The 25,166-nt window shown below is 51.3% G+C and carries 19 protein-coding genes and 3 pseudogenes; 17 read left to right on the top strand and 5 right to left on the bottom strand.

Annotation, left to right across the window (positions count from 1 at the left end):
* The first annotated feature begins 43 nt into the window (after positions 1 to 43).
* The 4 genes and pseudogenes from rlmD to ACLJRE_RS01240 all read left to right on the top strand — a co-directional run bounded on the left by rlmD (position 44) and on the right by ACLJRE_RS01240 (position 4,328).
* On the top strand, positions 44 to 1,339 hold the full coding sequence (gene rlmD, locus ACLJRE_RS01255) for a 23S rRNA (uracil(1939)-C(5))-methyltransferase RlmD (protein WP_023212186.1): 1,296 nt from the start codon (positions 44 to 46) through the stop codon (positions 1,337 to 1,339).
* A 51-nt stretch (positions 1,340 to 1,390) separates the two neighbouring features.
* Positions 1,391 to 3,625, top strand: coding sequence for a GTP diphosphokinase (gene relA / locus ACLJRE_RS01250; protein ID WP_023212185.1), 2,235 nt, complete (start codon positions 1,391 to 1,393; stop codon positions 3,623 to 3,625).
* Positions 3,626 to 3,709: 84 nt separating this feature from the next.
* Positions 3,710 to 4,066, top strand: coding sequence for a type II toxin-antitoxin system ParD family antitoxin (locus ACLJRE_RS01245; RefSeq protein WP_072196359.1), 357 nt, complete (start codon positions 3,710 to 3,712; stop codon positions 4,064 to 4,066).
* Positions 4,032 to 4,328, top strand: a pseudogene (locus ACLJRE_RS01240) (type II toxin-antitoxin system RelE/ParE family toxin). Before ACLJRE_RS01245 ends, ACLJRE_RS01240 begins: the two are co-directional and overlap by 35 nt.
* An 18-nt stretch (positions 4,329 to 4,346) precedes the next feature.
* On the opposite strand, the pseudogene ACLJRE_RS01235 reads toward ACLJRE_RS01240, so the two are convergent.
* Positions 4,347 to 4,490 (bottom strand): annotated as a pseudogene (locus ACLJRE_RS01235) (fimbrial protein SteA); the annotation flags it as partial.
* Between the two features lie 591 nt (positions 4,491 to 5,081).
* Here ACLJRE_RS01235 and mazG point away from each other — a divergent pair.
* The 5 genes from mazG to ACLJRE_RS01210 all read left to right on the top strand — a co-directional run bounded on the left by mazG (position 5,082) and on the right by ACLJRE_RS01210 (position 11,704).
* Positions 5,082 to 5,882 carry a nucleoside triphosphate pyrophosphohydrolase gene (gene mazG / locus ACLJRE_RS01230; RefSeq protein WP_000210451.1) on the top strand — a complete coding sequence of 267 codons (801 nt, stop codon included), beginning with the start codon at positions 5,082 to 5,084 and terminating at the stop codon, positions 5,880 to 5,882.
* 227 nt (positions 5,883 to 6,109) lie between these two features.
* Positions 6,110 to 7,747, top strand: coding sequence for a glutamine hydrolyzing CTP synthase (pyrG, locus tag ACLJRE_RS01225; protein ID WP_000210864.1), 1,638 nt, complete (start codon positions 6,110 to 6,112; stop codon positions 7,745 to 7,747).
* An 82-nt stretch (positions 7,748 to 7,829) separates the two neighbouring features.
* Positions 7,830 to 9,128 (top strand): phosphopyruvate hydratase, encoded by a 1,299-nt coding sequence (gene eno, locus ACLJRE_RS01220; RefSeq protein WP_000036734.1) that lies wholly within the window; start codon positions 7,830 to 7,832, stop codon positions 9,126 to 9,128.
* A 135-nt stretch (positions 9,129 to 9,263) separates the two neighbouring features.
* Positions 9,264 to 9,935 carry a 7-carboxy-7-deazaguanine synthase QueE gene (gene queE, locus ACLJRE_RS01215; protein WP_001199956.1) on the top strand — a complete coding sequence of 224 codons (672 nt, stop codon included), beginning with the start codon at positions 9,264 to 9,266 and terminating at the stop codon, positions 9,933 to 9,935.
* 971 nt (positions 9,936 to 10,906) lie between these two features.
* A complete protein-coding gene (locus ACLJRE_RS01210; RefSeq protein ID WP_001667037.1) occupies positions 10,907 to 11,704 on the top strand; it encodes an MBL fold metallo-hydrolase in 798 nt (265 codons plus the stop codon).
* An 87-nt stretch (positions 11,705 to 11,791) separates the two neighbouring features.
* On the opposite strand, the gene queD is transcribed toward ACLJRE_RS01210, so the two are convergent.
* Positions 11,792 to 12,154, bottom strand: a complete 363-nt coding sequence (gene queD, locus ACLJRE_RS01205) for a 6-carboxytetrahydropterin synthase QueD (protein ID WP_000108312.1) — start codon at positions 12,152 to 12,154, stop codon at positions 11,792 to 11,794.
* Between the two features lie 435 nt (positions 12,155 to 12,589).
* Between queD and cysJ the strand changes: the two genes are divergently transcribed.
* The 3 genes from cysJ (at position 12,590) to cysH (ending at position 16,911) form a co-directional block, all read left to right on the top strand.
* Positions 12,590 to 14,389 (top strand): NADPH-dependent assimilatory sulfite reductase flavoprotein subunit, encoded by a 1,800-nt coding sequence (gene cysJ, locus ACLJRE_RS01200; protein ID WP_000210909.1) that lies wholly within the window; start codon positions 12,590 to 12,592, stop codon positions 14,387 to 14,389.
* Positions 14,389 to 16,101, top strand: coding sequence for an assimilatory sulfite reductase (NADPH) hemoprotein subunit (gene cysI, locus ACLJRE_RS01195; protein ID WP_001290665.1), 1,713 nt, complete (start codon positions 14,389 to 14,391; stop codon positions 16,099 to 16,101). Before cysJ ends, cysI begins: the two co-directional genes overlap by 1 nt.
* 75 nt (positions 16,102 to 16,176) lie before the next feature.
* Positions 16,177 to 16,911, top strand: coding sequence for a phosphoadenosine phosphosulfate reductase (gene cysH / locus ACLJRE_RS01190; RefSeq protein ID WP_000080400.1), 735 nt, complete (start codon positions 16,177 to 16,179; stop codon positions 16,909 to 16,911).
* 87 nt (positions 16,912 to 16,998) lie between these two features.
* Here the strand turns inward: cysH and sopD are convergent, their stop codons facing one another.
* The 3 genes and pseudogenes from sopD to ACLJRE_RS01175 form a co-directional block, all read right to left on the bottom strand.
* The gene (sopD, locus tag ACLJRE_RS01185; protein WP_001145533.1) at positions 16,999 to 17,952 is read right to left on the bottom strand and encodes an SPI-1 type III secretion system effector SopD; all 954 of its coding nucleotides are present in this window, start codon (positions 17,950 to 17,952) and stop codon (positions 16,999 to 17,001) included.
* Positions 17,953 to 18,335: 383 nt separating this feature from the next.
* A pseudogene (gene cas3, locus ACLJRE_RS01180) lies at positions 18,336 to 19,928 on the bottom strand (CRISPR-associated helicase Cas3'); the annotation flags it as partial.
* 101 nt (positions 19,929 to 20,029) lie between these two features.
* Positions 20,030 to 21,076 carry an aminopeptidase gene (locus ACLJRE_RS01175; protein ID WP_023212181.1) on the bottom strand — a complete coding sequence of 349 codons (1,047 nt, stop codon included), beginning with the start codon at positions 21,074 to 21,076 and terminating at the stop codon, positions 20,030 to 20,032.
* A 250-nt stretch (positions 21,077 to 21,326) separates the two neighbouring features.
* Between ACLJRE_RS01175 and cysD the strand changes: the two genes are divergently transcribed.
* The 5 genes from cysD (at position 21,327) to ftsB (ending at position 25,152) form a co-directional block, all read left to right on the top strand.
* Positions 21,327 to 22,235, top strand: coding sequence for a sulfate adenylyltransferase subunit CysD (gene cysD, locus ACLJRE_RS01170; RefSeq protein WP_000372384.1), 909 nt, complete (start codon positions 21,327 to 21,329; stop codon positions 22,233 to 22,235).
* Between the two features lie 9 nt (positions 22,236 to 22,244).
* Complete coding sequence (gene cysN / locus ACLJRE_RS01165; protein ID WP_001092259.1) at positions 22,245 to 23,684, top strand: sulfate adenylyltransferase subunit CysN; 1,440 nt, start codon at positions 22,245 to 22,247, stop codon at positions 23,682 to 23,684.
* On the top strand, positions 23,671 to 24,276 hold the full coding sequence (gene cysC / locus ACLJRE_RS01160) for an adenylyl-sulfate kinase (RefSeq protein WP_001173661.1): 606 nt from the start codon (positions 23,671 to 23,673) through the stop codon (positions 24,274 to 24,276). Before cysN ends, cysC begins: the two co-directional genes overlap by 14 nt.
* 50 nt (positions 24,277 to 24,326) lie before the next feature.
* Positions 24,327 to 24,650: a DUF3561 family protein gene (locus tag ACLJRE_RS01155; RefSeq protein ID WP_001537530.1), complete on the top strand. Its 324-nt coding sequence runs from the start codon at positions 24,327 to 24,329 to the stop codon at positions 24,648 to 24,650.
* A gap of 190 nt (positions 24,651 to 24,840) precedes the next feature.
* Positions 24,841 to 25,152 (top strand): cell division protein FtsB, encoded by a 312-nt coding sequence (gene ftsB, locus ACLJRE_RS01150; protein WP_000517480.1) that lies wholly within the window; start codon positions 24,841 to 24,843, stop codon positions 25,150 to 25,152.
* Positions 25,153 to 25,166: the final 14 nt, after the last annotated feature.

The following is a 25,166-nucleotide window of genomic DNA, read 5'->3' as shown; positions in this document are numbered from 1 at the left end:
GGACAATTAGGGTCACACTGTTAAATTGAGAAAAAGCTGGTCGATGGCGCAATTCTACTCTGCAAAACGGCGCGTGACGACGCGTCAGATCATAACCGTTAAAGTCAATGACCTCGATTCATTTGGTCAGGGCGTAGCCCGTCATAACGGAAAGGCGCTGTTTATCCCCGGTTTATTGCCTGAGGAAAGCGCAGAAGTCATTATTACAGAAGATAAAAAGCAATTTGCCCGCGCACGCGTTTCGCGCCGTTTGAATGATAGCCCGGAACGAGAAACGCCGCGCTGCCCGCATTTTGGCGTCTGCGGCGGTTGTCAGCAGCAGCATGTCAGCATCGCCCTGCAACAACGCAGCAAAAGCGCGGCGCTGGCGCGTTTGATGAAACACGAGGTGAATGACATCATCGCCGGCGCGCCCTGGGGTTATCGGCGTCGTGCGCGGTTAAGTCTGAATTGCCCGCCGGATAAACCGCTGCAAATGGGATTTCGCAAAGCGGGTTCCAGCGATATCGTCAATGTCGAACAGTGCCCTGTTTTGGTGCCCCAGCTTGCAGCATTGCTGCCCCGAATCAGGGCGTGTCTGGCGAGTTTACACGGCACCCGACATCTTGGGCATGTTGAGCTGGTACAGGCGGGAAGCGGTACGCTGATGATTCTGCGCCATACCGCGCCATTAAGTGCGGCGGATAAAGAAAAACTGGAACGCTTTTCGCATTCTGAGGGATTGTCTCTGTTTCTGGCGCCGTTTAGCGAGATACTGGAAACGGTATCTGGCGAAGCGCCCTGGTATGATTCGCACGGCTTACGTTTAGCCTTCAGTCCGCGAGACTTTATTCAGGTTAATGAGGCGGTAAACCAGCAAATGGTCGCCCGCGCGCTGGAGTGGCTTGATGTGCGCGCCGAGGATCGTGTCCTGGATCTGTTCTGCGGAATGGGGAATTTTACGCTGCCGCTGGCAACGCGCGCGGCAAGCGTGATTGGGGTTGAGGGCGTTCCGGCGCTGGTAGAAAAAGGCCGTGAAAACGCCATCCGCAATGGTTTACATAATGTGACATTCTTCCATGAGAACCTGGAGGAAGATGTCACGAAGCAGCCGTGGGCGAAAAATGGCTTTGACAAAGTCTTACTCGATCCTGCGCGTGCGGGGGCTACAGGAGTGATGCGACATATTATAAAATTAAAACCTATTCGCATTGTTTATGTATCCTGTAACCCGGCGACGCTGGCGCGCGATAGTGAAGCGCTGGTCAATGCGGGATATGAGGTTACGCGTTTAGCGATGCTCGACATGTTCCCGCACACAGGACATCTGGAATCAATGGTTCTGTTCGAGCGCATGTAATGATTACCGGCTTACCGACTTCGGTAGGCCTGGTCCCTTAAGGAGAGGACGATGGTCGCGGTAAGAAGTGCACATATTAATAAAGCTGGTGAATTTGATCCGAAGAAGTGGGTCGCAAGCCTGGGAATTTCCAGCCAGCAGTCGTGTGAGCGCTTAGCCGAAACCTGGGCGTATTGCCTGCAACAGACACAAGGACATCCGGATGCGGATCTGTTGCTGTGGCGTGGCGTGGAGATGGTAGAAATTCTTTCCACGCTGAGTATGGATATCGACACGCTGCGGGCGGCGCTACTGTTCCCTCTGGCCGACGCCAACGTAGTCAGCGAAGATGTACTGCGCGAAAGCGTCGGCAAATCTATCGTTACCTTGATTCATGGCGTGCGCGATATGGCGGCGATCCGTCAGCTAAACGCCACTCATAACGACTCTGTTTCTTCGGAGCAGGTTGATAACGTCCGTCGAATGTTATTGGCGATGGTGGATGATTTCCGCTGCGTGGTGATCAAACTGGCCGAGCGAATCGCTCATTTGCGCGAAGTGAAAGAGGCGCCGGAAGATGAGCGCGTGCTGGCGGCGAAAGAATGTACCAACATCTATGCGCCGCTCGCTAATCGTCTGGGCATCGGGCAACTGAAGTGGGAACTGGAAGACTACTGTTTCCGCTACCTGCATCCGGCGGAATACAAACGCATCGCCAAACTGCTGCATGAGCGCCGTCTCGATCGCGAACATTACATCGAAGAGTTTGTTGGACATCTGCGCGCCGAAATGAAAAACGAAGGCGTGCAGGCGGAAGTCTACGGACGACCAAAACATATTTATAGCATCTGGCGCAAAATGCAGAAAAAGCATCTGGCGTTTGATGAACTCTTTGACGTGCGCGCCGTGCGTATTGTCGCTGAACGTCTGCAGGACTGCTACGCCGCGTTGGGGATAGTGCATACGCACTATCGCCACCTGCCGGATGAATTTGATGATTATGTCGCTAACCCGAAACCGAACGGTTACCAGTCTATCCACACCGTGGTCCTGGGGCCGGGCGGTAAAACCGTTGAGATCCAGATTCGTACCAAACAGATGCATGAAGACGCCGAACTGGGCGTGGCGGCGCACTGGAAGTATAAAGAAGGCGCCGCGTCCGGCGGCGTGCGTTCCGGCCATGAAGACAGAATTGCGTGGCTGCGTAAGCTGATCGCCTGGCAGGAAGAGATGGCCGATTCCGGCGAAATGCTGGATGAAGTGCGCAGTCAGGTGTTTGACGATCGGGTCTACGTTTTTACGCCAAAAGGCGACGTGGTTGACTTGCCTGCCGGATCTACGCCGCTCGATTTTGCTTACCACATCCACAGCGATGTCGGGCATCGCTGCATTGGCGCGAAAATCGGCGGGCGTATTGTGCCATTCACCTATCAGTTGCAGATGGGCGATCAGGTTGAAATTATCACTCAGAAGCAGCCGAATCCCAGCCGTGACTGGCTGAATCCAAACCTGGGCTATGTGACGACCAGCCGCGGGCGCTCGAAAATTCACGCCTGGTTCCGTAAACAGGACCGTGACAAAAATATCCTGGCTGGACGGCAGATCCTCGACGATGAGCTGGCGCATTTAGGGATTAGCCTGAAAGAGGCCGAGAAACATCTGCTGCCGCGCTACAACTTTAATGAGCTGGAAGAGTTGCTGGCGGCGATAGGCGGCGGCGATATCCGTCTTAATCAGATGGTGAATTTCCTGCAATCACAGTTCAATAAGCCGAGTGCAGAGGAGCAGGATGCAGCGGCGCTGAAACAGCTTCAGCAAAAAACATACGCGCCGCAAAATCGTCGTAAAGACGACGGGCGCGTGGTGGTAGAAGGCGTGGGTAATTTGATGCACCACATTGCCCGCTGCTGCCAGCCGATTCCGGGGGATGAAATTGTCGGCTTCATTACTCAGGGGCGGGGGATTTCCGTGCACCGGGCCGATTGCGAACAGTTGGCGGAACTGCGCTCACATGCGCCGGAGCGGATCGTAGAGGCGGTATGGGGCGAAAGCTACTCGGCGGGATATTCGCTGGTGGTGCGCGTCCAGGCCAACGATCGCAGCGGTTTATTGCGTGATATCACCACCATTCTGGCTAACGAAAAAGTCAACGTGCTGGGCGTCGCCAGCCGCAGCGACATTAAGCAGCAGATCGCCACCATTGATATGACCATCGAGATCTACAACCTGCAGGTGCTGGGCCGCGTGCTCGGTAAGCTGAACCAGGTGCCGGATGTGATTGATGCACGGCGACTGCACGGGGGGTAAACCCCAGACAGTAATAATGTAGCGGCTTTGCTACTCGTTCAGCAAAGCCGCATTAATCAACCCCATAAGCATGAGATATGGGGTATGTTTTTGACGTACATTTCATTTCCGGTGTACTCTTATGTAAGATTTATACTTACAGTGGAGGCTGTTATGGCCAGAACAATGACCGTTGATCTTGGCGATGAACTGCGCGAGTTTATTGAATCGCTCATAGAATCAGGTGATTACAGAACACAAAGTGAAGTGATCAGAGAGTCTCTTCGTCTGCTGAGGGAAAAACAGGCCGAGTCACGACTCCTGGCGTTACGTGAACTTCTGGCTGAAGGTCTGAACAGCGGAGAGCCCCAGGCCTGGGAAAAGGATGCCTTTTTACGGAAGGTCAAAACAGGGATGATCAAACCCGATGAGAACGGTAAAATTAACGCCAAAGGCCAGTGAAGATCTGGAAAATATCTGGCATTACGGCTGGCAGCATTTTGGCGAAATACAGGCCGATCGATATATTAATCATCTATCTGAAATATTCAGCATTATGAGTGCCAATAACATTGGCACGCCTCGACCTGAACTGGGTGAATACATTTATGCCTTACCGTTTTAAAGGCATATTATCTATTTTATACAATCAGTTACGGAAGTTATCGTGATACGTATTCTGAGCCAGAATCAGGATGCTGGTAAGCATGTAAATTGGTTATAGCCTTTTTATCTAAAAAACAAGTGTGATAGAGCAGGGGGAATCAACAATATTACCAAGGAAAGTGACCTTTGCTGTGTTGCTACCCGCGGCTTGAGCGCCGGAGACAATTCCCATAACTAAAGATGCAGTTACTGCCAGTTTACAAAAATGAGATGACTTCATCGTGTTATCCTTAATTAACGTGTTTTATGGCAGCATTTTGTACGCGTATACCAAGGGATATGCGGCATAGAGCCATGCTGCGGGCTTTGGGTAAAAAATAGGCCATAATAAAATATTATATTTCTACATTTTTATGAGTATATTCTTAAGGGCTGAATGATCGTACAGGCTCATAAAATATTATATGTAATACTTTCAATATGTTTATTTCATGTATGTTCCAGAAAAAACAAAAAAAGTGGTCTTTTTTGGATATTAAACTGGCGTGCATGCTACTCGTTTTTCCGTAAAAGTGAAATAATTTATTTTTTTGAAAGGGAAGGCTCTTTGGGTGGGGTGCTTATAGCGTTTGCTTAATTGATGTTATTTATAATGTCTGGTGCAAATATCTGTTTTTTTAATAAGTTAGTTATATGATTATTATATTGTTGTGTATCGATTAATAATTTTAAAATTATACGGGAGAGGTAGCGTTCAACACCTGTTAACAATATATTTTATTATATAGGCGTTGCCGTAGTGTCTCTGTGCGTGAATGGTTAAGAATAATACGTTACAATTGTCGCTAGTATTTACAACCGATTAAAAACCATGACAACTAACCATCAAATTGACCGTCTTCTCACCCTCATGCAGCGTCTGCGTGATCCGGAAAACGGCTGCCCGTGGGATAAAGAGCAGACCTTCGCCAGCATCGCGCCTTATACGCTGGAAGAAACCTATGAAGTACTGGATGCGATTGCGCGTGAGGATTTTGACGATTTGCGCGGCGAACTGGGCGACCTGTTGTTCCAGGTGGTGTTTTACGCGCAGATGGCGCAGGAAGAAGGCCGCTTCGATTTTAATGATATCTGCGCTGCCATCAGCGACAAGCTGGAGCGCCGCCATCCGCATGTTTTTGGCGAGCTTTCCGCGGATAATAGCGAAGAAGCATTAGTTCGCTGGGAGCAAATCAAAACGGAAGAGCGCGCGCAAAAAGCGCAGCATTCCGCGCTGGACGATATTCCGCGCAGCTTACCGGCCTTAATGCGCGCGCAAAAAATCCAGAAACGGTGTTCAAACGTGGGCTTTGACTGGACGACGCTGGGACCGGTCGTCGATAAGGTCTATGAAGAGATCGATGAGGTGATGTTCGAGGCGCGGCAGGCGGTTGTTGATCAGGCTAAACTGGAAGAGGAAATGGGCGATTTGCTCTTTGCCACGGTCAACATGGCGCGTCATTTAGGTACGAAAGCGGAGCTCGCTTTGCAAAAAGCGAACGATAAATTTGAACGTCGTTTTCGCGAAGTTGAACGTATTGTCGCAGCCAGAGGCCTGGAAATGACCGGGGTGGACCTGGAAACAATGGAAGAAGTTTGGCAGGAAGTAAAACGCCAGGAAATTGATCTCTAAAGGTTTTAGGCGGTCAAGAGCGATTTGTGTGATTTTTTAAATAACAAGCGCTTGATTTACGTCAAAAACATTTACCTCAAAGGGGCTATTTTCTCCCTCCCTGTGTGAATGTCAGCCTGACGAAGAGGAGGAATAATGAAAGTTTGTGGCGTAGGTCATGTTCGGGTATACTGCTTTCCCGTCCTGGTTATTCCATCGTCTTTTAAACCTAACTTCTCAGGTTCCGCATGACAACGAACTATATTTTTGTGACCGGCGGGGTCGTATCCTCTCTGGGTAAAGGCATTGCCGCAGCCTCCCTCGCAGCCATTCTGGAAGCCCGTGGTCTCAACGTGACCATCATGAAACTGGATCCGTACATCAACGTTGATCCGGGTACTATGAGCCCAATCCAACACGGGGAAGTGTTCGTTACTGAAGACGGCGCTGAAACCGACCTGGACCTGGGGCACTACGAGCGTTTCATCCGCACCAAGATGTCTCGCCGCAACAACTTCACGACTGGCCGTATCTACTCCGACGTTCTGCGTAAAGAACGCCGTGGCGACTATCTGGGCGCAACCGTACAGGTAATCCCTCACATCACTAACGCGATTAAAGAGCGCGTGCTGGAAGGTGGCGAAGGCCACGATGTGGTACTGGTGGAAATCGGCGGTACCGTTGGTGATATCGAATCGCTGCCGTTTCTTGAGGCGATTCGTCAATTGGCGGTAGATATCGGTCGTGAACACGCGCTGTTTATGCACCTGACGCTGGTACCTTACCTGGCGGCTGCGGGCGAAGTGAAAACTAAACCGACTCAGCACTCCGTGAAAGAGCTGCTGTCTATCGGTATTCAGCCCGATATTCTGATTTGTCGTTCCGATCGAGCAGTTCCTGCCAACGAGCGTGCAAAAATTGCATTGTTCTGTAATGTGCCGGAAAAAGCCGTTATTTCAATGAAAGATGTCGATTCCATTTATAAAATTCCAGGCCTGTTGAAATCTCAGGGGCTTGATGATTATATTTGTAAACGATTCAGCTTGAACTGTCCGGAAGCTAACCTGTCTGAATGGGAACAGGTCATTTACGAAGAAGCGAACCCGGCAGGCGAAGTGACTATCGGCATGGTCGGCAAATATATTGAACTGCCGGATGCCTATAAGTCGGTGATCGAAGCGCTGAAACACGGTGGTCTGAAAAACCGCGTTACCGTCAACATCAAATTGATCGATTCGCAAGATGTTGAAACGCGCGGCGTCGAAATTCTGAAAGATTTGGACGCTATCCTGATCCCCGGCGGCTTCGGCTATCGTGGCGTTGAAGGTAAAATCGCCACTGCGCGCTATGCGCGTGAAAACAATATTCCTTATCTGGGCATTTGCCTGGGGATGCAGGTTGCGTTGATTGAGTTCGCTCGTAACGTGGCCGGCATGGACAACGCCAACTCAACGGAATTTGTGCCAGACTGTAAGTACCCGGTTGTGGCGTTAATTACCGAGTGGCGCGATGAAGACGGTAACGTTGAAGTCCGTAGCGAGAAGAGCGATTTGGGTGGCACCATGCGCCTGGGCGCGCAGCAGTGCCAGCTTAGCGATGACAGTCTGGTACGTCAGTTGTACGGCGCGTCGACGATTGTTGAACGTCATCGCCATCGTTACGAAGTCAACAATATGTTGTTGAAACAAATTGAAGCAGCGGGTCTGCGTGTCGCAGGCCGTTCCGGTGATGATCAGTTAGTCGAGATCATTGAGGTACCGAATCATCCGTGGTTCGTGGCCTGTCAGTTCCATCCGGAATTTACTTCCACGCCGCGTGATGGACATCCGTTGTTCGCCGGCTTTGTTAAAGCCGCCAGCGAGCATCAGAAACGTCAGGCGAAGTAAAAAAGTTAGAACAGCGGTGCACCCTAAGCGGTGCACCGTTTGTCTGAAGTTTTAGTTTAACTAGTGACTTGAGGAAAACCTAATGTCCAAAATCGTTAAAGTCATCGGTCGTGAAATCATCGACTCCCGTGGTAACCCGACTGTTGAAGCTGAAGTACACCTGGAAGGTGGTTTCGTAGGTATGGCGGCGGCTCCGTCAGGTGCTTCTACTGGTTCCCGCGAAGCGCTGGAGCTGCGCGATGGCGACAAATCCCGTTTCCTGGGTAAAGGCGTAACCAAAGCTGTTGGCGCGGTTAACGGCCCGATCGCTCAGGCTATTCTTGGCAAAGACGCTAAAGACCAGGCTGGCATCGACAAAATCATGATCGACCTGGACGGTACTGAAAACAAATCTAACTTCGGTGCAAACGCCATTCTGGCTGTCTCTCTGGCTAACGCCAAAGCTGCTGCTGCCGCTAAAGGTATGCCGCTGTACGAGCACATTGCTGAACTGAACGGCACTCCGGGCAAATACTCCATGCCGGTTCCGATGATGAACATCATCAACGGCGGCGAGCACGCTGACAACAACGTCGACATCCAGGAATTCATGATCCAGCCGGTTGGCGCGAAAACGGTTAAAGAAGCCATCCGTATGGGTTCTGAAGTTTTCCATCACCTGGCAAAAGTGCTGAAAGGCAAAGGCATGAACACCGCTGTGGGTGACGAAGGCGGCTATGCGCCGAACCTGGGCTCCAACGCGGAAGCACTGGCTGTTATCGCTGAAGCGGTTAAAGCGGCTGGTTACGAGCTGGGTAAAGACATCACCCTGGCGATGGACTGCGCAGCATCTGAATTCTACAAAGACGGTAAATACGTTCTGGCTGGCGAAGGCAACAAAGCGTTCACCTCCGAAGAATTCACCCACTTCCTGGAAGAACTGACCAAACAGTACCCGATCGTTTCCATCGAAGATGGTCTGGACGAGTCTGACTGGGACGGTTTTGCATACCAGACCAAAGTACTGGGCGACAAAATCCAGCTGGTTGGTGACGACCTGTTCGTAACCAACACCAAAATCCTGAAAGAAGGCATCGAGAAAGGCATCGCTAACTCCATCCTGATCAAATTCAACCAGATCGGTTCTCTGACCGAAACTCTGGCTGCAATCAAGATGGCGAAAGACGCTGGCTACACTGCTGTCATCTCTCACCGTTCTGGTGAAACTGAAGACGCTACCATCGCTGATCTGGCTGTTGGTACCGCTGCAGGCCAGATCAAAACCGGTTCTATGAGCCGTTCTGACCGCGTTGCTAAATACAACCAGCTGATTCGTATCGAAGAAGCGCTGGGCGAAAAAGCACCGTACAACGGTCGTAAAGAGATCAAAGGCCAGGCGTAATCCTGCTTTTACCTCTTAACGTATAAACCCGCTTCGGCGGGTTTTTTTGTATCTGTTCAATAGCGCAGCCGCTGTGCATGACCGGGCAGACGAAATCTGCAATAATTAACGATTATCCCCTTAACAGAGAACGCTATGCAGTACCCGATTAACGAGATGTTCCAGACCCTACAAGGCGAGGGTTATTTTACCGGCGTCCCCGCTATTTTTATTCGTTTACAAGGATGTCCGGTCGGCTGTGCCTGGTGTGATACTAAGCATACCTGGGATAAACTGAGCGATCGGGAAGTGTCTCTGTTCAGCATTCTGGCAAAAACCAAAGAGAGCGACAAATGGGGTGCTGCGAGCAGTGAAGATCTGCTGGCGGTGATTAATCGTCAGGACTATACCGCGCGTCACGTTGTCATCACCGGTGGCGAACCCTGTATTCACGACCTCATGCCGCTCACCGATCTGCTTGAAAAGAGTGGTTTTAGTTGTCAGATTGAAACCAGCGGGACGCACGAAGTGCGCTGTACGCCTAACACCTGGGTAACGGTTTCACCAAAAGTGAATATGCGCGGGGGATATGACGTGCTTTCCCAGGCGCTGGAGCGCGCCAATGAAATCAAGCATCCCGTTGGGCGAGTTCGTGATATTGAGGCGCTGGATGAACTGTTAGCCACGCTGAGCGATGATAAACCGCGCGTGATTGCTTTGCAGCCCATTAGCCAGAAAGAAGACGCGACGCGTCTGTGTATTGAAACTTGTATTGCGCGTAACTGGCGTTTGTCGATGCAAACACATAAATATTTAAATATCGCCTGATGCATTACTAATCCTACGGACGGCCTGCCGATGCCGTCTGTGACTCATCCATTACCTTGCATTGTTTATTTTCTCTATGTGAATTTCGATGAGTGTATAAAAGCGCTGATAAATTTTTCCATAGCGATGCACGGATCACGCTATTTTGGTAAATTTAAAGAAAAAATCATTCTATGAACTTTTTTGCATCAAAATCAGCAAATTAGCTGTTCTTTAATAATTTAAATTGTTGCGATTATGTTGGTAGAATGTGGTGCTGACAAAAAGTAGTTTATAAACAATGATATACGTTTAGTGTGTTCCCCGCGCCAGCGGGGATAAACCGCCCAGAAAAGTTTGTTTAGGCAATCAAGCCCCGTGTTCCCCGCGCCAGCGGGGATAAACCGGCGTATGAGGGCGCGCAACAGGCGATGCGTGAGTGTTCCCCGCGCCAGCGGGGATAAACCGGATTTACTAAGGTCAACAAGGGATTGAATTGGGTGTTCCCCGCGCCAGCGGGGATAAACCGCTCATGCGCAGCACTGGATCGAGAGCGAAGGGGTGTTCCCCGCGCCAGCGGGGATAAACCGGGTGAGAACAGGGTGCATGGGAGGGAATAATTGTGTTTCCCGCGCCAGCGGGGATAAACCGCGTTACAGCCAGTTCATGGAAAGTTTCAGGCAGTGTTCCCCGCGCCAGCGGGGATAAACCGATCCCAAAACATCTTTCCCTGGTTCCTCTCAGGTGTTCGCCGCGCCAGCGGGGATAAACCGGGGATCGCGTTGGCGGTCGCATCCGTTGCCGTGTGTTACCCGCGTCAGCGGGGATAAACCGTACCAACAATTCAGCGTTACGCCAACGGTAACGTGTTCCCCGCGCCAACAAGGATAGCCGTTGCATAATCATAATCTGTGTACCAGTAATGGCTGGTACAAACCTGTAAAGTAAAAAGGCCGCGTTTTTCCGGGGAGGCTTTTATACAGGAGAAGGCCATGGCGTTAAGGATCAGGGTATTGCTCGAAAATCATAAGGGAGCTGGAGCGGATAAATCGTTGAAGGCCCGACCAGGATTAAGCCTGTTGGTCGAGGATGAGTCTACGTCGATCTTGTTCGATACCGGCCCTGATGGCAGTTTTATGCAAAACGCGTTGGCGATGGGGATCGACCTGTCCGATGTGTCTGCTGTGGTGCTTTCGCATGGTCATTACGATCATTGCGGCGGCGTGCCATGGCTTCCTGATAACAGTCGAATCATCTGCCATCCCGATATTGCGCGCGAACGTTATGCGGCAATGACTTTTCTCGGTATTACCCGAAAAATAAAAAAATTGTCATGTGAGGTGGACTATTCACGCTACCGAATGATGTACACGCGTGGCCCCCTGCCGATTGGCGAAAACTTTATCTGGTCAGGGGAAATACCAGTGGTCGCGCCTGAAGCCTACGGCATTTTTGGCGGCCACGATGCGGAGCCGGACTCTATTTTGGATGAGGGCGTACTGATTTACCAGTCGGCAAAAGGATTAGTCATCATTACGGGATGCGGGCATCGGGGAATCGCAAATATTGTCCGGCACTGTCAGAACATTACCGGTATAAAGCGGATTTACGCGCTTGTCGGCGGATTTCATCTCCGCTGCGCATCACCGTTCACGATGTGGCGAGTCAGGCGCTTTCTGCAAGAACACAAACCTGAAAAACTATGCGGTTGTCACTGTACAGGGGCCTGGGGGCGGTTGTGGCTACCGGAAATAACCGCACCTGCAACTGGTGATGTGCTGCGCTTTTAACACCGCGCTGGACAATGTTTTCACTGATAAAACGTCGTGTGAATAGGCTGGAATCAATTTGGCATCCAGCCCACGCGTTAATAAACCTTATTCGCCGCGATAGATGCAGCCGGCTGTACAGGTTTCTTTCACCATCACGGCGCTCAGTAGCGGCACGACGGGCTTAACCTGATCCCAAATCCATTTTGCCAGCACTTCGCTGGTGGGATTGGACAGCCCTGGAATATCATTCAGATAGTAGTGATCAAGACGATCGTAAGTAGGTTTAAACGCCGCTTTGAGATCCGCGAAATCCATAATCCAACCGGTATGTGGATCGACTTCACCGGTAATTTCGAGACGCACCATAAACGAGTGTCCGTGCAGGCGGCCGCACTTATGCCCTTCAGGCACGTGAGGCAGGCGGTGAGCGGCTTCAAAGGTGAAATCTTTATACAACGTGGTGGACATGATGAACTCTCAGGCAATAAAAAAACCGCCGTAGGGTACCGGAAAGCGCATTTTTTATCATTAACTAAAACCATTCTCCGCCTTGTGACGGGCAATTAATTTAAGAATTTCCAGAAAATTCAATAATTATCAATCAATTATAAAATCGATTTTGGCGTTAATCACGATAACTAAAACAGGTTAGTTCATTTGGTTATTTGTTATTTCCAACCCTTCTTTAATTGTTATTCCTCTCACCGTTAACCTTATCCTCAGTTTGGGATTTATCGCTTATACACTTCATCCTTCAAGCCGCATCTGTGTTGACTGCGTTTACTCACCCCAGTCACGTATTTATGTACGCTCCTGGGGCGCGATCAGCTTACAGTCTGGGCTACAGCGAACTTGAATGATTTTGTGTATAGATCCGCTTTGCTTACTGGAACATAACGACGCATGACGACACCGGCTCCACTGACTGGGTTGCTTCCGCTTAATCCGGAGCAACTGGCGCGCCTTCAGGCCGCGACAACCGACCTTACTCCCGAACAGCTTGCCTGGGTCTCCGGCTATTTTTGGGGCGTACTGAACCCGCGCTCAGGCGCTGTTGCCGTCACGCCTGCTCCTGAGGGGAAGATGCCGGGAGTTACGCTTATCTCCGCTTCGCAAACCGGCAATGCGCGTCGTGTGGCGGAAGCGCTGCGTGATGATCTGCTGGCGGCCAACCTTAATGTGACTTTGGTGAACGCTGGCGACTACAAATTCAAACAGATTGCCAGTGAAAAACTGTTGGTGATAGTGACGTCCACCCAGGGAGAAGGCGAGCCGCCGGAAGAGGCTGTCGCGCTGCATAAATTCCTGTTCTCGAAAAAAGCGCCGAAACTGGAAAACACCGCGTTTGCCGTATTTAGCCTTGGCGATACATCCTATGAATTCTTCTGCCAGTCCGGAAAAGATTTCGACAGCAAACTGGCGGAACTGGGCGGTGAACGTCTGCTCGACCGTGTCGATGCTGACGTTGAATATCAGGCAGCTGCCAGCGAATGGCGCGCCCGCGTGGTTGATGTTCTGAAGTCCCGCGCACCTGTCGCGGCACCTTCGCAATCCGTCGCTACTGGCGCGGTAAACGACATCCACACCAGCCCCTATACCAAAGACGCGCCGCTGACCGCGACCCTCTCCGTGAATCAGAAAATCACCGGTCGCAACTCGGAAAAAGACGTTCGCCATATTGAGATTGATTTAGGCGACTCCGGTCTGCGTTACCAGCCGGGCGATGCGCTGGGCGTCTGGTATCAGAACGATCCGGCTCTGGTGAAGGAGCTGGTTGAGTTGCTGTGGCTGAAGGGCGATGAGCCGGTGACGGTTGATGGTAAAACCCTGCCGCTCGCCGAAGCGCTGGAGTGGCACTTCGAGCTGACGGTGAATACCGCCAACATTGTTGAGAACTACGCGACCCTGACGCGCAGTGAGTCGCTGTTGCCATTAGTGGGCGACAAAGCGCAGCTCCAGCACTACGCCGCGACCACGCCCATTGTTGATATGGTGCGTTTCTCTCCGGCGCAGCTCGACGCTGAAGCATTAATCGGCCTGCTGCGTCCGCTGACGCCGCGTCTGTACTCCATCGCCTCCGCGCAGGCGGAAGTCGAAAGCGAAGTACACGTAACCGTCGGCGTCGTGCGCTACGATATTGAAGGCCGCGCCCGCGCGGGTGGTGCTTCCAGCTTCCTCGCCGACCGCGTGGAAGAAGAGGGCGAAGTGCGCGTGTTTATTGAACACAACGATAATTTCCGCCTGCCAGCTAACCCGGAAACGCCGGTGATTATGATTGGCCCAGGTACGGGTATCGCGCCGTTCCGCGCCTTTATGCAGCAACGCGCCGCCGACGGTGCGGAAGGCAAGAACTGGCTGTTCTTCGGTAACCCGCACTTCACCGAAGACTTCCTTTATCAGGTTGAATGGCAGCGTTACGTGAAAGAAGGCGTGCTGAACCGGATCGATCTGGCCTGGTCCCGCGATCAAAAAGAAAAAATCTACGTACAAGACAAACTGCGCGAACAGGGCGCGGAGCTGTGGCGCTGGATCAATGACGGTGCCCACATTTATGTCTGCGGCGACGCCAGGCGTATGGCCGCAGATGTCGAAAAAGCATTGCTGGAAGTGATTGCTGAATTCGGTGCAATGGACATCGAAGCGGCGGATGAATTTTTAAGTGAGCTGCGCGTCGAGCGCCGTTATCAGCGAGATGTCTACTAATGAGCGAAAAACATCCAGGCCCACTGGTGGTCGAAGGTAAACTGTCCGATGCCGAGCGCATGAAGCTGGAAAGCAACTACCTGCGCGGTACCATTGCGGAAGATCTGAACGACGGTCTCACCGGCGGTTTTAAAGGCGACAACTTCCTGCTAATACGCTTTCATGGCATGTATCAGCAGGATGACCGCGATATTCGCGCCGAGCGTGCGGCGCAGAAGCTGGAGCCGCGCCACGCGATGCTGCTGCGCTGCCGCCTGCCGGGCGGGGTGATTACTACGACGCAATGGCAGGCGATCGATAAATTCGCGGCGGATAACACGATTTATGGCAGTATCCGTCTGACCAACCGCCAGACCTTCCAGTTCCACGGCATTCTGAAGAAGAACGTTAAGCCGGTGCACCAGATGCTGCACTCGGTGGGGCTGGATGCGCTGGCAACCGCCAACGACATGAACCGTAACGTGCTGTGTACCTCTAACCCGTACGAGTCTCAGCTGCATGCTGAAGCCTACGAGTGGGCGAAGAAGATCTCCGAACATCTGCTGCCGCGTACTCGCGCCTATGCGGAGATCTGGCTCGATCAGGAGAAGGTGGCGACCACCGATGAAGAGCCGATCCTCGGTCAGACCTATCTGCCGCGTAAGTTCAAAACCACGGTAGTGATCCCGCCGCAAAACGATATAGATCTGCACGCCAACGACATGAACTTTGTGGCGATTGCCGAGAACGGCAAGCTGGTCGGCTTTAACCTGCTGGTGGGCGGCGGTCTGTCTATTGAGCATGGTAATAAGAAAACCTACGCTCGTACGGCCAGCGAGTTTGGCTATCTGCCGCTGGAGCACACCCTGGCGGTGGCCGAAGCGGTAGTGACGACGCAGCGCGACTGGGGTAACCGTACCGACAGGAAAAATGCCAAAACCAAATACACCCTTGAGCGCGTGGGACTGGAGACGTTTAAAGCGGAAGTCGAGCGTCGCGCGGGGATCAAATTTGAGCCGATCCGCCCGTATGAGTTTACCGGTCGCGGCGATCGTATCGGTTGGGTGAAAGGGATCGACAACAACTGGCACCTGACGCTGTTTATCGAAAATGGTCGTATCCTGGATTATCCGGGGCGCCCGCTGAAAACCGGCCTGCTGGAGATCGCGAAGATTCATCAGGGCGAGTTCCGTATTACCGCTAACCAGAACCTGATTATTGCCAGCGTGCCGGAAAGCCAGAAAGTGAAAATCGAGACGCTGGCGCGCGACCACGGGTTGATGAATGCCGTGAGCGCGCAGCGTGAAAACTCAATGGCCTGCGTGTCGTTCCCAACCTGCCCGCTGGCAATGGCGGAAGCCGAGCGTTTCCTGCCGTCGTTCACGGACAAAGTGGAAGCGATTCTGGAAAAACACGGCATTCCTGATGAGCATATCGTGATGCGCGTGACCGGCTGCCCGAACGGCTGTGGTCGCGCGATGCTGGCGGAAATTGGCTTAGTAGGGAAAGCGCCTGGTCGTTATAACCTGCATCTTGGCGGCAACCGTATTGGGACACGTATCCCACGGATGTATCAAGAAAATATCACCGAGCCGGATATTCTGGCTTCGCTGGATGAACTGATTGGGCGCTGGGCGAAAGAGCGTGAAGCGGGTGAAGGCTTTGGCGACTTTACGGTGCGTGCGGGCATCATTCGCCCGGTGCTCGATCCCGCGCGTGATTTCTGGGAATAACCTGAATTGCCGGATGGCGTCTGTGTAGGCCTGATAAGCACAGCGCCATCAGGCAAGGCAAACAGTGAGGAACTTATGTCCCAACTCGATCTCAACGCATTGAATGAACTGCCAAAAGTCGATCGCGTACTGGCGTTGGCGGAAACCAACGTCCAACTGGAAACGCTAACAGCCGAAGAACGCGTGGCCTGGGCGCTGGAAAATCTGCCCGGCGAATATGTGCTTTCTTCAAGCTTTGGCATCCAGGCGGCGGTGAGCCTGCACCTGGTGAACCAGATTCGCCCGGATATCCCGGTGATCCTCACCGATACCGGCTATTTGTTCCCGGAAACCTATCAGTTTATTGATGAGTTAACGGACAAACTTAAACTCAATCTGAAAGTTTACCGCGCGGGCGAAAGTCCGGCCTGGCAGGAAGCGCGCTACGGCAAACTGTGGGAGCAGGGCGTTGAGGGCATTGAGAAATACAATGACATCAACAAAGTCGAGCCGATGAACCGGGCGCTCAAAGAGTTAAACGCGCAGACCTGGTTTGCCGGTCTGCGTCGCGAGCAGTCCGGTAGCCGCGCGCATTTACCCGTTCTCGCTATCCAGCGCGGCGTGTTTAAAGTGCTGCCGATTATCGACTGGGATAACCGCACGGTTTACCAGTATCTGCAAAAGCACGGTCTGAAATACCATCCGCTGTGGGATCAGGGCTATCTGTCGGTGGGCGATACGCACACCACCCGCAAATGGGAGCCGGGTATGGCGGAAGAAGAGACACGCTTCTTCGGACTGAAGCGCGAGTGCGGGCTGCATGAAGGGTAATTGTCCTTACGCGGTATAATTATACTTGCTGCTATGAAAAATCCGGCAGGCAGCCGGATTTTAAATTAGTTATTTTACTGACTATCTTTATGTCAGTAATATATTACGACTGCACCCATCTTTACCAATGTGCAAAGAACGTTCATGCGTTAGATATATCTTTTCAAGAATTACATCAATAAACATTTTTTTTGCATGATAGTCGTTATAATCCTGATTAAGTTTTTTTAAAAAACCAGAATTTGTTGGTTTAAACTCTGCAAACGGTGAATAGCTATGTAGTAAATAGGAGATGCACGGATGCATCATGCTAAAAGCGACTTCACCTTGTACCTCCTGATAACCTATTTTGCAAAACTGAGTCGTAGGCTCAAAGTTACCGGCATTAATACAGGCCAGCATCGATTTTTCATCTGCAGTAAGTGAGTCCTGCCATTCGACAAGCGGGTGGTCTGGAGCCTCTGCGGGACGCATCATCTCATAAACCGTCGCTTTGATTTGTGCATTGCCCGTCACTTCTTTTCGTAGAGTAGAAATCGACTCCTGAAGTAATTCCGGGTGCCAGGTCATCTTCGCACCAATCACCTCGCATATTTGTAAAAATAACTGTCTCTCCTCTCTACTCATAGATTCTATCACTGCATCATCTGATATATTGAGGATGTCCTTAATATTGCTTTGGCTGATCACCGTGTCGCCGACCATAAGTAAAAATTGTGTCTGAGAAGCGTCCAACTTGATAGTAAACAGATCCTGATGAGCCGGGCAGGCCAGATGTTGTAGCCGTTTAAAGGCGTAAATTTTATTTATATCCTCTACGTTAACTTCCATCTCTCCAGGTTCACCACGGCCCTGCCCGTGAATGATGGAGTGTAACACTTCCAGCGCATGGTCCTTTTTTTCCGCTCTAAAATGATCCTGGACTTTATCCCAGCCCCCCATATGGATTGCTTTTTCTTTATCTGCGCTTAACAGATGAGCAAGCCGACTTTCATTAAGCGTATAATTTTGATGATTACCGAAGCTTAAAGTGACTGGCATAATATTTTCCTTCAAATTTATATTATTTAATATCCGGAGTAAAATATATCGTTCAACTCCCTCTTTTTTATTAAACAGACAAGGTTTACTACAGGAGAGAATTTGAACGGCATTATAAATACAGCACATTTAGTGTTGGCAATCCTTTATGGTGACGATAATTCAGACAAAAGGTAGATGATTCGCCGCAAATGGTCGTTTTTTTAAATTTTGGTTTGTCATGAATGGTGTTGATGCTGAGAGATAAAGTATGATGAAATGAAGTAGTTAAATTTAATTAATTAAGGGTATTCATGGAAATGGATGTAGATAGAGAAGCTACAAAGATTTTGGTGAATCTAATGTAATAACTTCTCTATACAACGGAGTTAGAATAATACCCGTTATCCAACCAATCCAAAACGTTTACTATAATAGCTAGCTTCTCCGGCATCAGATACCAGCACAACCTGTCCGGAAGGGCGATGGTGGCGTTTTCTGAAACAGGCTAATGTTTCCTCATCTGGACATTGGAATGTACCAGAATTTTTTTGCCACCATGATTTTCGGACGGATAAGCGACTTTTTTCCCAGCAGAAATCTATTTCATCAACTAAAGGGCGTAGCTGTCCATCAATGTCTTTTCTGGCGAGATAAACATCAACACTCTCTTCACCCAGACGGGTAGAAAATTCTCTATCTTTATCCCATAAAAAGTCGCTGGCTTCTCGATCGTAACCGAGATCGTAACGTAATAAATTTTGCGCAGCCACTGAACGTTGGCTAAGGACTTTGCCAAAGGCAACGTCAGAGATCGTCTGCAAGCCTGCTGGCGCAGCAATTTTCTGCTCGTATACGCCGTCAACGAGTGCTCTGGCATTATCCGGCATACGGATCTCACCATGTTGACGCAGCAGCGCCTGTGTACGCCACAGGCAGGCATGATCGGCGTAAACAAAGCCGGTACCTTTTAGCTCTTGCCCCAACCAGCCCTCTTCTGCCTGCTCCTGCCAGTGAGGGGCCAGAATATGCAATACTGGTGGCTGGCGTTCATCCGGAAGCGTAGATTTTCGTTGCCCATGGGCATCGCGGATATGGCGTTGCAGGCGACCGGCGCGCTGGATCAATAAATCAATCGGCGCCAGATCGGTGATCATCCAGTCAAAGTCCAGATCGAGACTTTGTTCAACGACTTGTGTGGCGATTAATACCTTACCACGTCGTTCAGAAACGGGGGCATTGTTACCAAACCAGTTTAACGTTTTATTTTCAATAGCAATACGATCGATAAAAGCAAAACGGCTGTGGAAAAGCAAAAGATCCTGCTCTGGAACGATTCCCTCGTGTAGCAACTGCTGGTAAGTGTCCAGCGCATCATCAACCGTGTTGCGGATCCAACAAATGCACTGTCCGGTTGCCACAACGCGATAAATAATGTCCAGTGCTTCCTGGCGCTGCTGTATCCAATTAACGGCTACAGTCCTTTGGACTTCGGGACGTGTGGCCAGTGGTTGCTCTAACAGACCGGAGGAAGTGAGGTGGCTTAACCATGGATAACCCGCGTTATCGCTACCACCAGCGCTCATAAATCCCGCGCCATCGCTAAACGCATTAAGTAATTTTTCCCGTAAAGCGGCGGGAAGAGTGGCGCTCAGAATAATAGCGCTACCGCCCTGGGCGGCATGGAAGCGCAATAAACCTTCCAGCAATTTAACCATATAACCATCATAGGCGTGCACTTCATCCAGCAGCAGGATTTTGTCGCGCATCCCTAGCAATCGGAGCGATTGATGGCGAAAAGGCATCACCGCCATTAAGAGTTGATCCAGCGTACCTACGCCGACTTCCGCCAGCAGCGCTTTTTTGCGTGAATCTGCAAACCAGGTATGGCACTCAGTAGTCGCGTTGCCATCATCACGGGCATAATCTTCAGCTATATTTTCTGTTGGCTGCCAGATGGATTGTCGGAAAGAGTCCGACATTTCTCGCCCACCGTGTTCCCCGCGCCAGCGGGGATAAACCGCCTTAACGGATTAGGTAGTAACCTGAAACAGGGTGTTCCCCGCGCCAGCGGGGATAAACACGTTTCACCAGCATATCAGGACGTTTTTTCCGCCTTCGCCAGCTCTTTTACCAACGGCAGCATTATCCGCACTACATCGCGGCTACGGCGCTCAATTCGCCCAGGTAGCGCCTTGTCTATATGCTGTTGATTATCAAGCCGTACGTCGTGCCAGCTATTGCCGTTCGGGAAGGATGCATTTTTCACGCGTTGCTGGTATCCGTCTTTTTTACCCAGATTCCAGTTCGTCGCCTCAACAGAAAGCACCGATATTCCCGCTTTATCGAAAACCTCCGCATCATTACAGCAACCCGTTCCTTTGGGGTAGGATGGATTGCGTCCCGGATTGGTGTTGGCGGCGATACCATAACGGCGCGCAATCGCTAATGCCCGATCGCGGGTCAGTGTACGCACCGCTTCAGGCGTATTTTTCCCGCTATTAAAATAGAGCTTGTCGCCAACAATCAGGTTATCGAGATTAATGACCAGCAGTGTATTTTTCTTCTCAGCGTCACTCATTCGTTTGAGTAAATTTTCCGCGCCTAGCTTTCCCTCTTCTTCCCCACTGGTGGCGATAAAACGAATCCCATAATGGGTCGGTATATCTTTCAGGCGCGCCGCCAGTTCCAGCATAACGCCTAATCCCGCGGCATTATCATCCATTCCCTGTAACGTTAAACCGCCCAGATTGGCATCGACATCAGCGTCGCTCTGCGGAGCGTAGGTATCCAGATGCGCCATAATGATGATCTGTTGCGGCACGCGCCCTTCATGGGCGGCGATGACCGTACTGCCCGTCACGTTATGCCAGTTTTTGCGATTATCCTTCGTGGTATAAATAAATCGGCTATTAAACGTTCGAATATCGCTTTGATATCCCATCTGGGTAAATTGTTGGCGTAAATAATCGGCAGACAACATCTCGGCGGGGGAGCCAGTCATTCTCCCGGGAAAAAAGGTGGCGATATGTCGTGCCTGAGTATTCGCTATTTCACCAGGCGCTGGTGATGCTGCTTGTGCAGGAAGGATAAAGCCTACGCCGAGCGCCAGAATGACGGCAAAGCGGCGCGTTGCGGAAAACATAATGAGTCCTTAAATACAGAACAAAATTTTACGTGGCTAGTATGAAACCGCGATCGTGTTAATACAATTTCATTTGCTCCTAAATGCTGGCAATCCGGTACGTTAAGCATTTTTTGATATTGGTTTTTGGGCCGCGTTATTCCTTTGAGGAACTACTCATTCCAATTCGTCATTTCATTCACTCTCCTGCGCTCCCTATAGTCGTGTAATCGAAATGTTTAGCAAAAAACGGTATTGCAAAGGAACGGTTATGGATCAAAAACGACTCACCCACCTGCGGCAACTGGAGGCGGAAAGTATCCACATTATCCGTGAAGTGGCAGCGGAATTCGCTAATCCGGTCATGCTGTACTCCATTGGTAAAGACTCCAGCGTCATGCTGCATCTGGCGCGTAAGGCGTTTTATCCGGGTACGTTGCCGTTCCCGCTATTGCACGTTGATACCGGTTGGAAATTCCGTGAGATGTACGCCTTTCGCGATCGTACCGCCAACGCATACGGCTGCGAATTGCTGGTACATAAAAATCCGGAAGGCGTGGCGATGGGCATCAATCCGTTCGTTCACGGTAGCGCTAAACACACCGACATTATGAAAACCGAAGGGTTAAAGCAGGCGCTGAATAAGTACGGTTTTGATGCCGCGTTCGGCGGCGCACGGCGCGATGAGGAAAAATCCCGCGCGAAAGAACGTATTTACTCCTTTCGTGACCGTTTCCATCGCTGGGACCCGAAAAATCAGCGTCCAGAGTTGTGGCGTAACTATAACGGTCAGATTAATAAAGGCGAAAGTATACGCGTCTTCCCGCTCTCCAACTGGACAGAGCAGGATATCTGGCAATACATCTGGCTGGAAAACATCGACATCGTGCCGCTGTATTTGGCTGCTGAACGCCCGGTTCTGGAACGTGACGGCATGTTGATGATGGTGGATGACGATCGTATCGATCTCCAGCCTGGCGAAGTCATCAAAAAAAGGATGGTGCGCTTCCGTACACTTGGCTGTTGGCCGCTCACCGGGGCGGTGGAATCCCACGCGCAAACGCTGCCGGAAATTATCGAAGAGATGCTGGTTTCTACCACCAGCGAGCGCCAGGGGAGGATGATTGACCGCGATCAGGCGGGGTCGATGGAGCTTAAAAAACGTCAGGGGTATTTCTAAGGAGCCGCCATGAACACCATACTTGCACAACAAATCGCCAATGAAGGCGGCGTCGAAGCCTGGATGATTGCCCAACAACACAAAAGCCTGCTGCGTTTTTTAACCTGTGGCAGCGTTGATGACGGTAAAAGTACGCTGATAGGTCGTTTGCTGCACGATACCCTGCAAATTTATGAAGATCAGCTCTCTTCTCTGCATAATGACAGTAAACGTCATGGCACACAGGGAGAAAAACTCGATCTGGCGCTGCTGGTAGATGGGCTACAGGCCGAGCGTGAGCAGGGCATTACTATTGACGTCGCGTACCGCTATTTCTCCACGGAAAAACGAAAATTTATTATCGCCGACACGCCGGGCCATGAACAATATACCCGTAATATGGCGACCGGGGCGTCCACCTGCGATCTGGCGATCCTACTGATCGACGCGCGTAAAGGCGTGCTGGATCAGACGCGTCGCCATAGCTTTATCTCCACTCTGTTGGGGATCAAACACCTGGTGGTGGCAATCAACAAAATGGATCTCGTTGACTACCGCGAAGAGACCTTCGCTCGTATTCGCGAAGATTACCTGACTTTTGCTGAACAGTTGCCAGGCGATCTGGACATTCGCTTTGTCCCGCTTTCGGCGCTGGAAGGGGATAATGTCGCCGCGCAGAGCGCCAATATGCGCTGGTACAGCGGTCCGACGCTGCTGGAAGTCCTGGAAACGGTAGACATACAGCGTGCGGTAGACCGTCAGCCGATGCGCTTTCCGGTACAGTACGTCAATCGCCCGAATCTTGATTTTCGGGGGTATGCCGGCACTCTGGCGTCTGGTAGCGTCAAAGTCGGAGAGCGCATTAAAGTGCTGCCGTCTGGCGTGGAATCCAGCGTGGCGCGTATCGTCACTTTTGATGGCGATAAAGAAGAAGCCTATGCGGGCGAAGCCATTACCCTGGTACTCAACGACGACATTGATATTAGCCGCGGCGATCTGCTGCTGGCGGCAAACGAGACGCTGGCACCTGCGCGGCACGCCGCGATCGATGTGGTATGGATGGCGGAACAGCCGCTGGCACCGGGCCAAAGCTACGACGTTAAACTTGCGGGTAAGAAAACCCGCGCGCGTATCGAGGCTATTCGCTATCAGATTGATATCAACAATCTGACCCAACGAGACGTCGAGAGCCTGCCGTTAAACGGTATTGGTCTGGTGGAGATGACATTCGATGAGCCGCTCGCGCTGGATATTTATCAGCAAAATCCGGTGACGGGCGGGCTGATTTTTATCGACCGACTTTCTAACGTCACCGTGGGCGCAGGCATGGTGCGGGAACTGGATGAACGCGGAGCGACGCCGCCCGTGGAATACAGTGCGTTTGAGCTGGAGCTGAATGCGCTGGTACGCCGTCATTTTCCGCACTGGGACGCCCGCGATTTGCTGGGAGATAAACATGGCGCTGCATGATGAGAACGTGGTCTGGCACTCTCATCCCGTTACTGTCGCCGCCCGTGAACAGCTCCACGGCCACCGTGGCGTGGTGCTGTGGTTTACCGGGCTCTCCGGTTCGGGAAAATCAACGGTGGCCGGCGCGCTGGAAGAGGCGTTACATCAGCGTGGCGTCAGTACCTACCTGTTGGATGGCGATAATGTGCGCCACGGTTTGTGCTGTGATTTAGGCTTTAGCGATGCCGATCGCCAGGAGAATATCCGGCGGGTAGGCGAAGTGGCCAGTCTGATGGCGGACGCCGGTCTGATTGTTTTGACGGCATTTATTTCTCCGCACCGCGCCGAGCGGCAACTGGTAAAAGAGCGCGTCGGCCACGATCGTTTTATCGAGATTTATGTCAATACGCCGCTGGCTATCTGTGAACAGCGCGATCCTAAAGGGTTGTATAAAAAAGCGCGCGCGGGCGAGTTGCGTAACTTTACCGGCATCGACGCCATTTACGAAGCGCCTGACTCGCCCCAGGTTCATCTTAATGGTGAACAATTAGTAACAAATTTGGTTTCCCAATTATTAGACCTGCTGAGACGGCGCGATATTATCAGATCCTGAGACACCACCGGGCTTGTATGCCCGGTATGGTCAAGGTTACAGGATTTAATATGCGTAATAGCCATAACATTACTTTCACAAGGTCAGACGCCTTCATGGTCGACGATGACGCCACCAGTGCATTTCCGGGGGCGGTGGTCGGCTTTGTGTCATGGCTGCTGGCGTTGGGGATCCCTTTTCTGCTTTATGGCCCTAACACGCTGTTTTTTTTCCTCTATACCTGGCCCTTTTTCCTCGCGTTAATGCCGGTATCGGTGATTATCGGCATTGCGTTGCATTTGCTGGTAAAGGGCAAAATACTTTTTAGCATCATGTTTACTCTACTGGCCGTAGGCGCGCTGTTCGGCGCGTTATTTATATGGCTATTAGGGTAGACGGGTTATCACTGCGCCTCCGGTCATAATTCAAACCGTAACCAACAATGAGATTATGTTCTCCTTACTCGGGTATACGTAACATCCGGCAAATGTGGTACATTTGCCGGCGTTGTCGCGGCAATCCCGTCCTGAATGTGGAGTCACAGAGGACGTTATGGGATGATGATGCCGTTTTTCAGGGGGCAGGATGGGTAAACTAACGCTGCTGTTGCTGGCTTTACTGGTCTGGCTACAGTACTCGCTGTGGTTCGGTAAGAACGGCATACATGACTATAGCCGCGTCAACGATGATGTGGTCGCGCAGCAGGCGACAAACGCCAAACTTAAAGCGCGTAACGATCAGCTTTTTGCCGAAATTGACGATCTCAATGGTGGCCAGGAAGCGATTGAGGAGCGCGCGCGCAACGAACTTAGCATGACCAAACCGGGCGAAACCTTCTATCGTCTGGTGCCTGACGCCTCAAAACGCGCGGCAACGGCGGGGCAAACTCATCGATAAACCATCCAGGGATT

Origin of the sequence: Salmonella sp. SAL04157 (assembly GCF_046551635.1) — a bacterium.
GTDB lineage: Bacteria > Pseudomonadota > Gammaproteobacteria > Enterobacterales > Enterobacteriaceae > Salmonella > Salmonella enterica.
This window is presented reverse-complemented; position numbering and strand designations above follow the sequence as displayed.

What these genes read in the sequence shown, in the direction of transcription:
- ACLJRE_RS01155 (WP_001537530.1), top strand. Translation starts at nt 24,327, where the DNA reads ATGCGTAATAGCCATAACATTACTTTCACAAGGTCAGACGCCTTCATG.
- cysI (WP_001290665.1), top strand. Translation starts at nt 14,389, where the DNA reads ATGAGCGAAAAACATCCAGGCCCACTGGTGGTCGAAGGTAAACTGTCC.
- relA (WP_023212185.1), top strand. Translation starts at nt 1,391, where the DNA reads ATGGTCGCGGTAAGAAGTGCACATATTAATAAAGCTGGTGAATTTGAT.
- cysC (WP_001173661.1), top strand. Translation starts at nt 23,671, where the DNA reads ATGGCGCTGCATGATGAGAACGTGGTCTGGCACTCTCATCCCGTTACT.
- eno (WP_000036734.1), top strand. Translation starts at nt 7,830, where the DNA reads ATGTCCAAAATCGTTAAAGTCATCGGTCGTGAAATCATCGACTCCCGT.
- cysD (WP_000372384.1), top strand. Translation starts at nt 21,327, where the DNA reads ATGGATCAAAAACGACTCACCCACCTGCGGCAACTGGAGGCGGAAAGT.
- rlmD (WP_023212186.1), top strand. Translation starts at nt 44, where the DNA reads ATGGCGCAATTCTACTCTGCAAAACGGCGCGTGACGACGCGTCAGATC.
- cysJ (WP_000210909.1), top strand. Translation starts at nt 12,590, where the DNA reads ATGACGACACCGGCTCCACTGACTGGGTTGCTTCCGCTTAATCCGGAG.
- ftsB (WP_000517480.1), top strand. Translation starts at nt 24,841, where the DNA reads ATGGGTAAACTAACGCTGCTGTTGCTGGCTTTACTGGTCTGGCTACAG.
- ACLJRE_RS01175 (WP_023212181.1), bottom strand. Translation starts at nt 21,076, where the DNA reads ATGTTTTCCGCAACGCGCCGCTTTGCCGTCATTCTGGCGCTCGGCGTA.
- sopD (WP_001145533.1), bottom strand. Translation starts at nt 17,952, where the DNA reads ATGCCAGTCACTTTAAGCTTCGGTAATCATCAAAATTATACGCTTAAT.
- cysN (WP_001092259.1), top strand. Translation starts at nt 22,245, where the DNA reads ATGAACACCATACTTGCACAACAAATCGCCAATGAAGGCGGCGTCGAA.
- queD (WP_000108312.1), bottom strand. Translation starts at nt 12,154, where the DNA reads ATGTCCACCACGTTGTATAAAGATTTCACCTTTGAAGCCGCTCACCGC.
- ACLJRE_RS01210 (WP_001667037.1), top strand. Translation starts at nt 10,907, where the DNA reads ATGGCGTTAAGGATCAGGGTATTGCTCGAAAATCATAAGGGAGCTGGA.
- queE (WP_001199956.1), top strand. Translation starts at nt 9,264, where the DNA reads ATGCAGTACCCGATTAACGAGATGTTCCAGACCCTACAAGGCGAGGGT.
- mazG (WP_000210451.1), top strand. Translation starts at nt 5,082, where the DNA reads ATGACAACTAACCATCAAATTGACCGTCTTCTCACCCTCATGCAGCGT.
- cysH (WP_000080400.1), top strand. Translation starts at nt 16,177, where the DNA reads ATGTCCCAACTCGATCTCAACGCATTGAATGAACTGCCAAAAGTCGAT.
- ACLJRE_RS01245 (WP_072196359.1), top strand. Translation starts at nt 3,710, where the DNA reads ATGTTTTTGACGTACATTTCATTTCCGGTGTACTCTTATGTAAGATTT.
- pyrG (WP_000210864.1), top strand. Translation starts at nt 6,110, where the DNA reads ATGACAACGAACTATATTTTTGTGACCGGCGGGGTCGTATCCTCTCTG.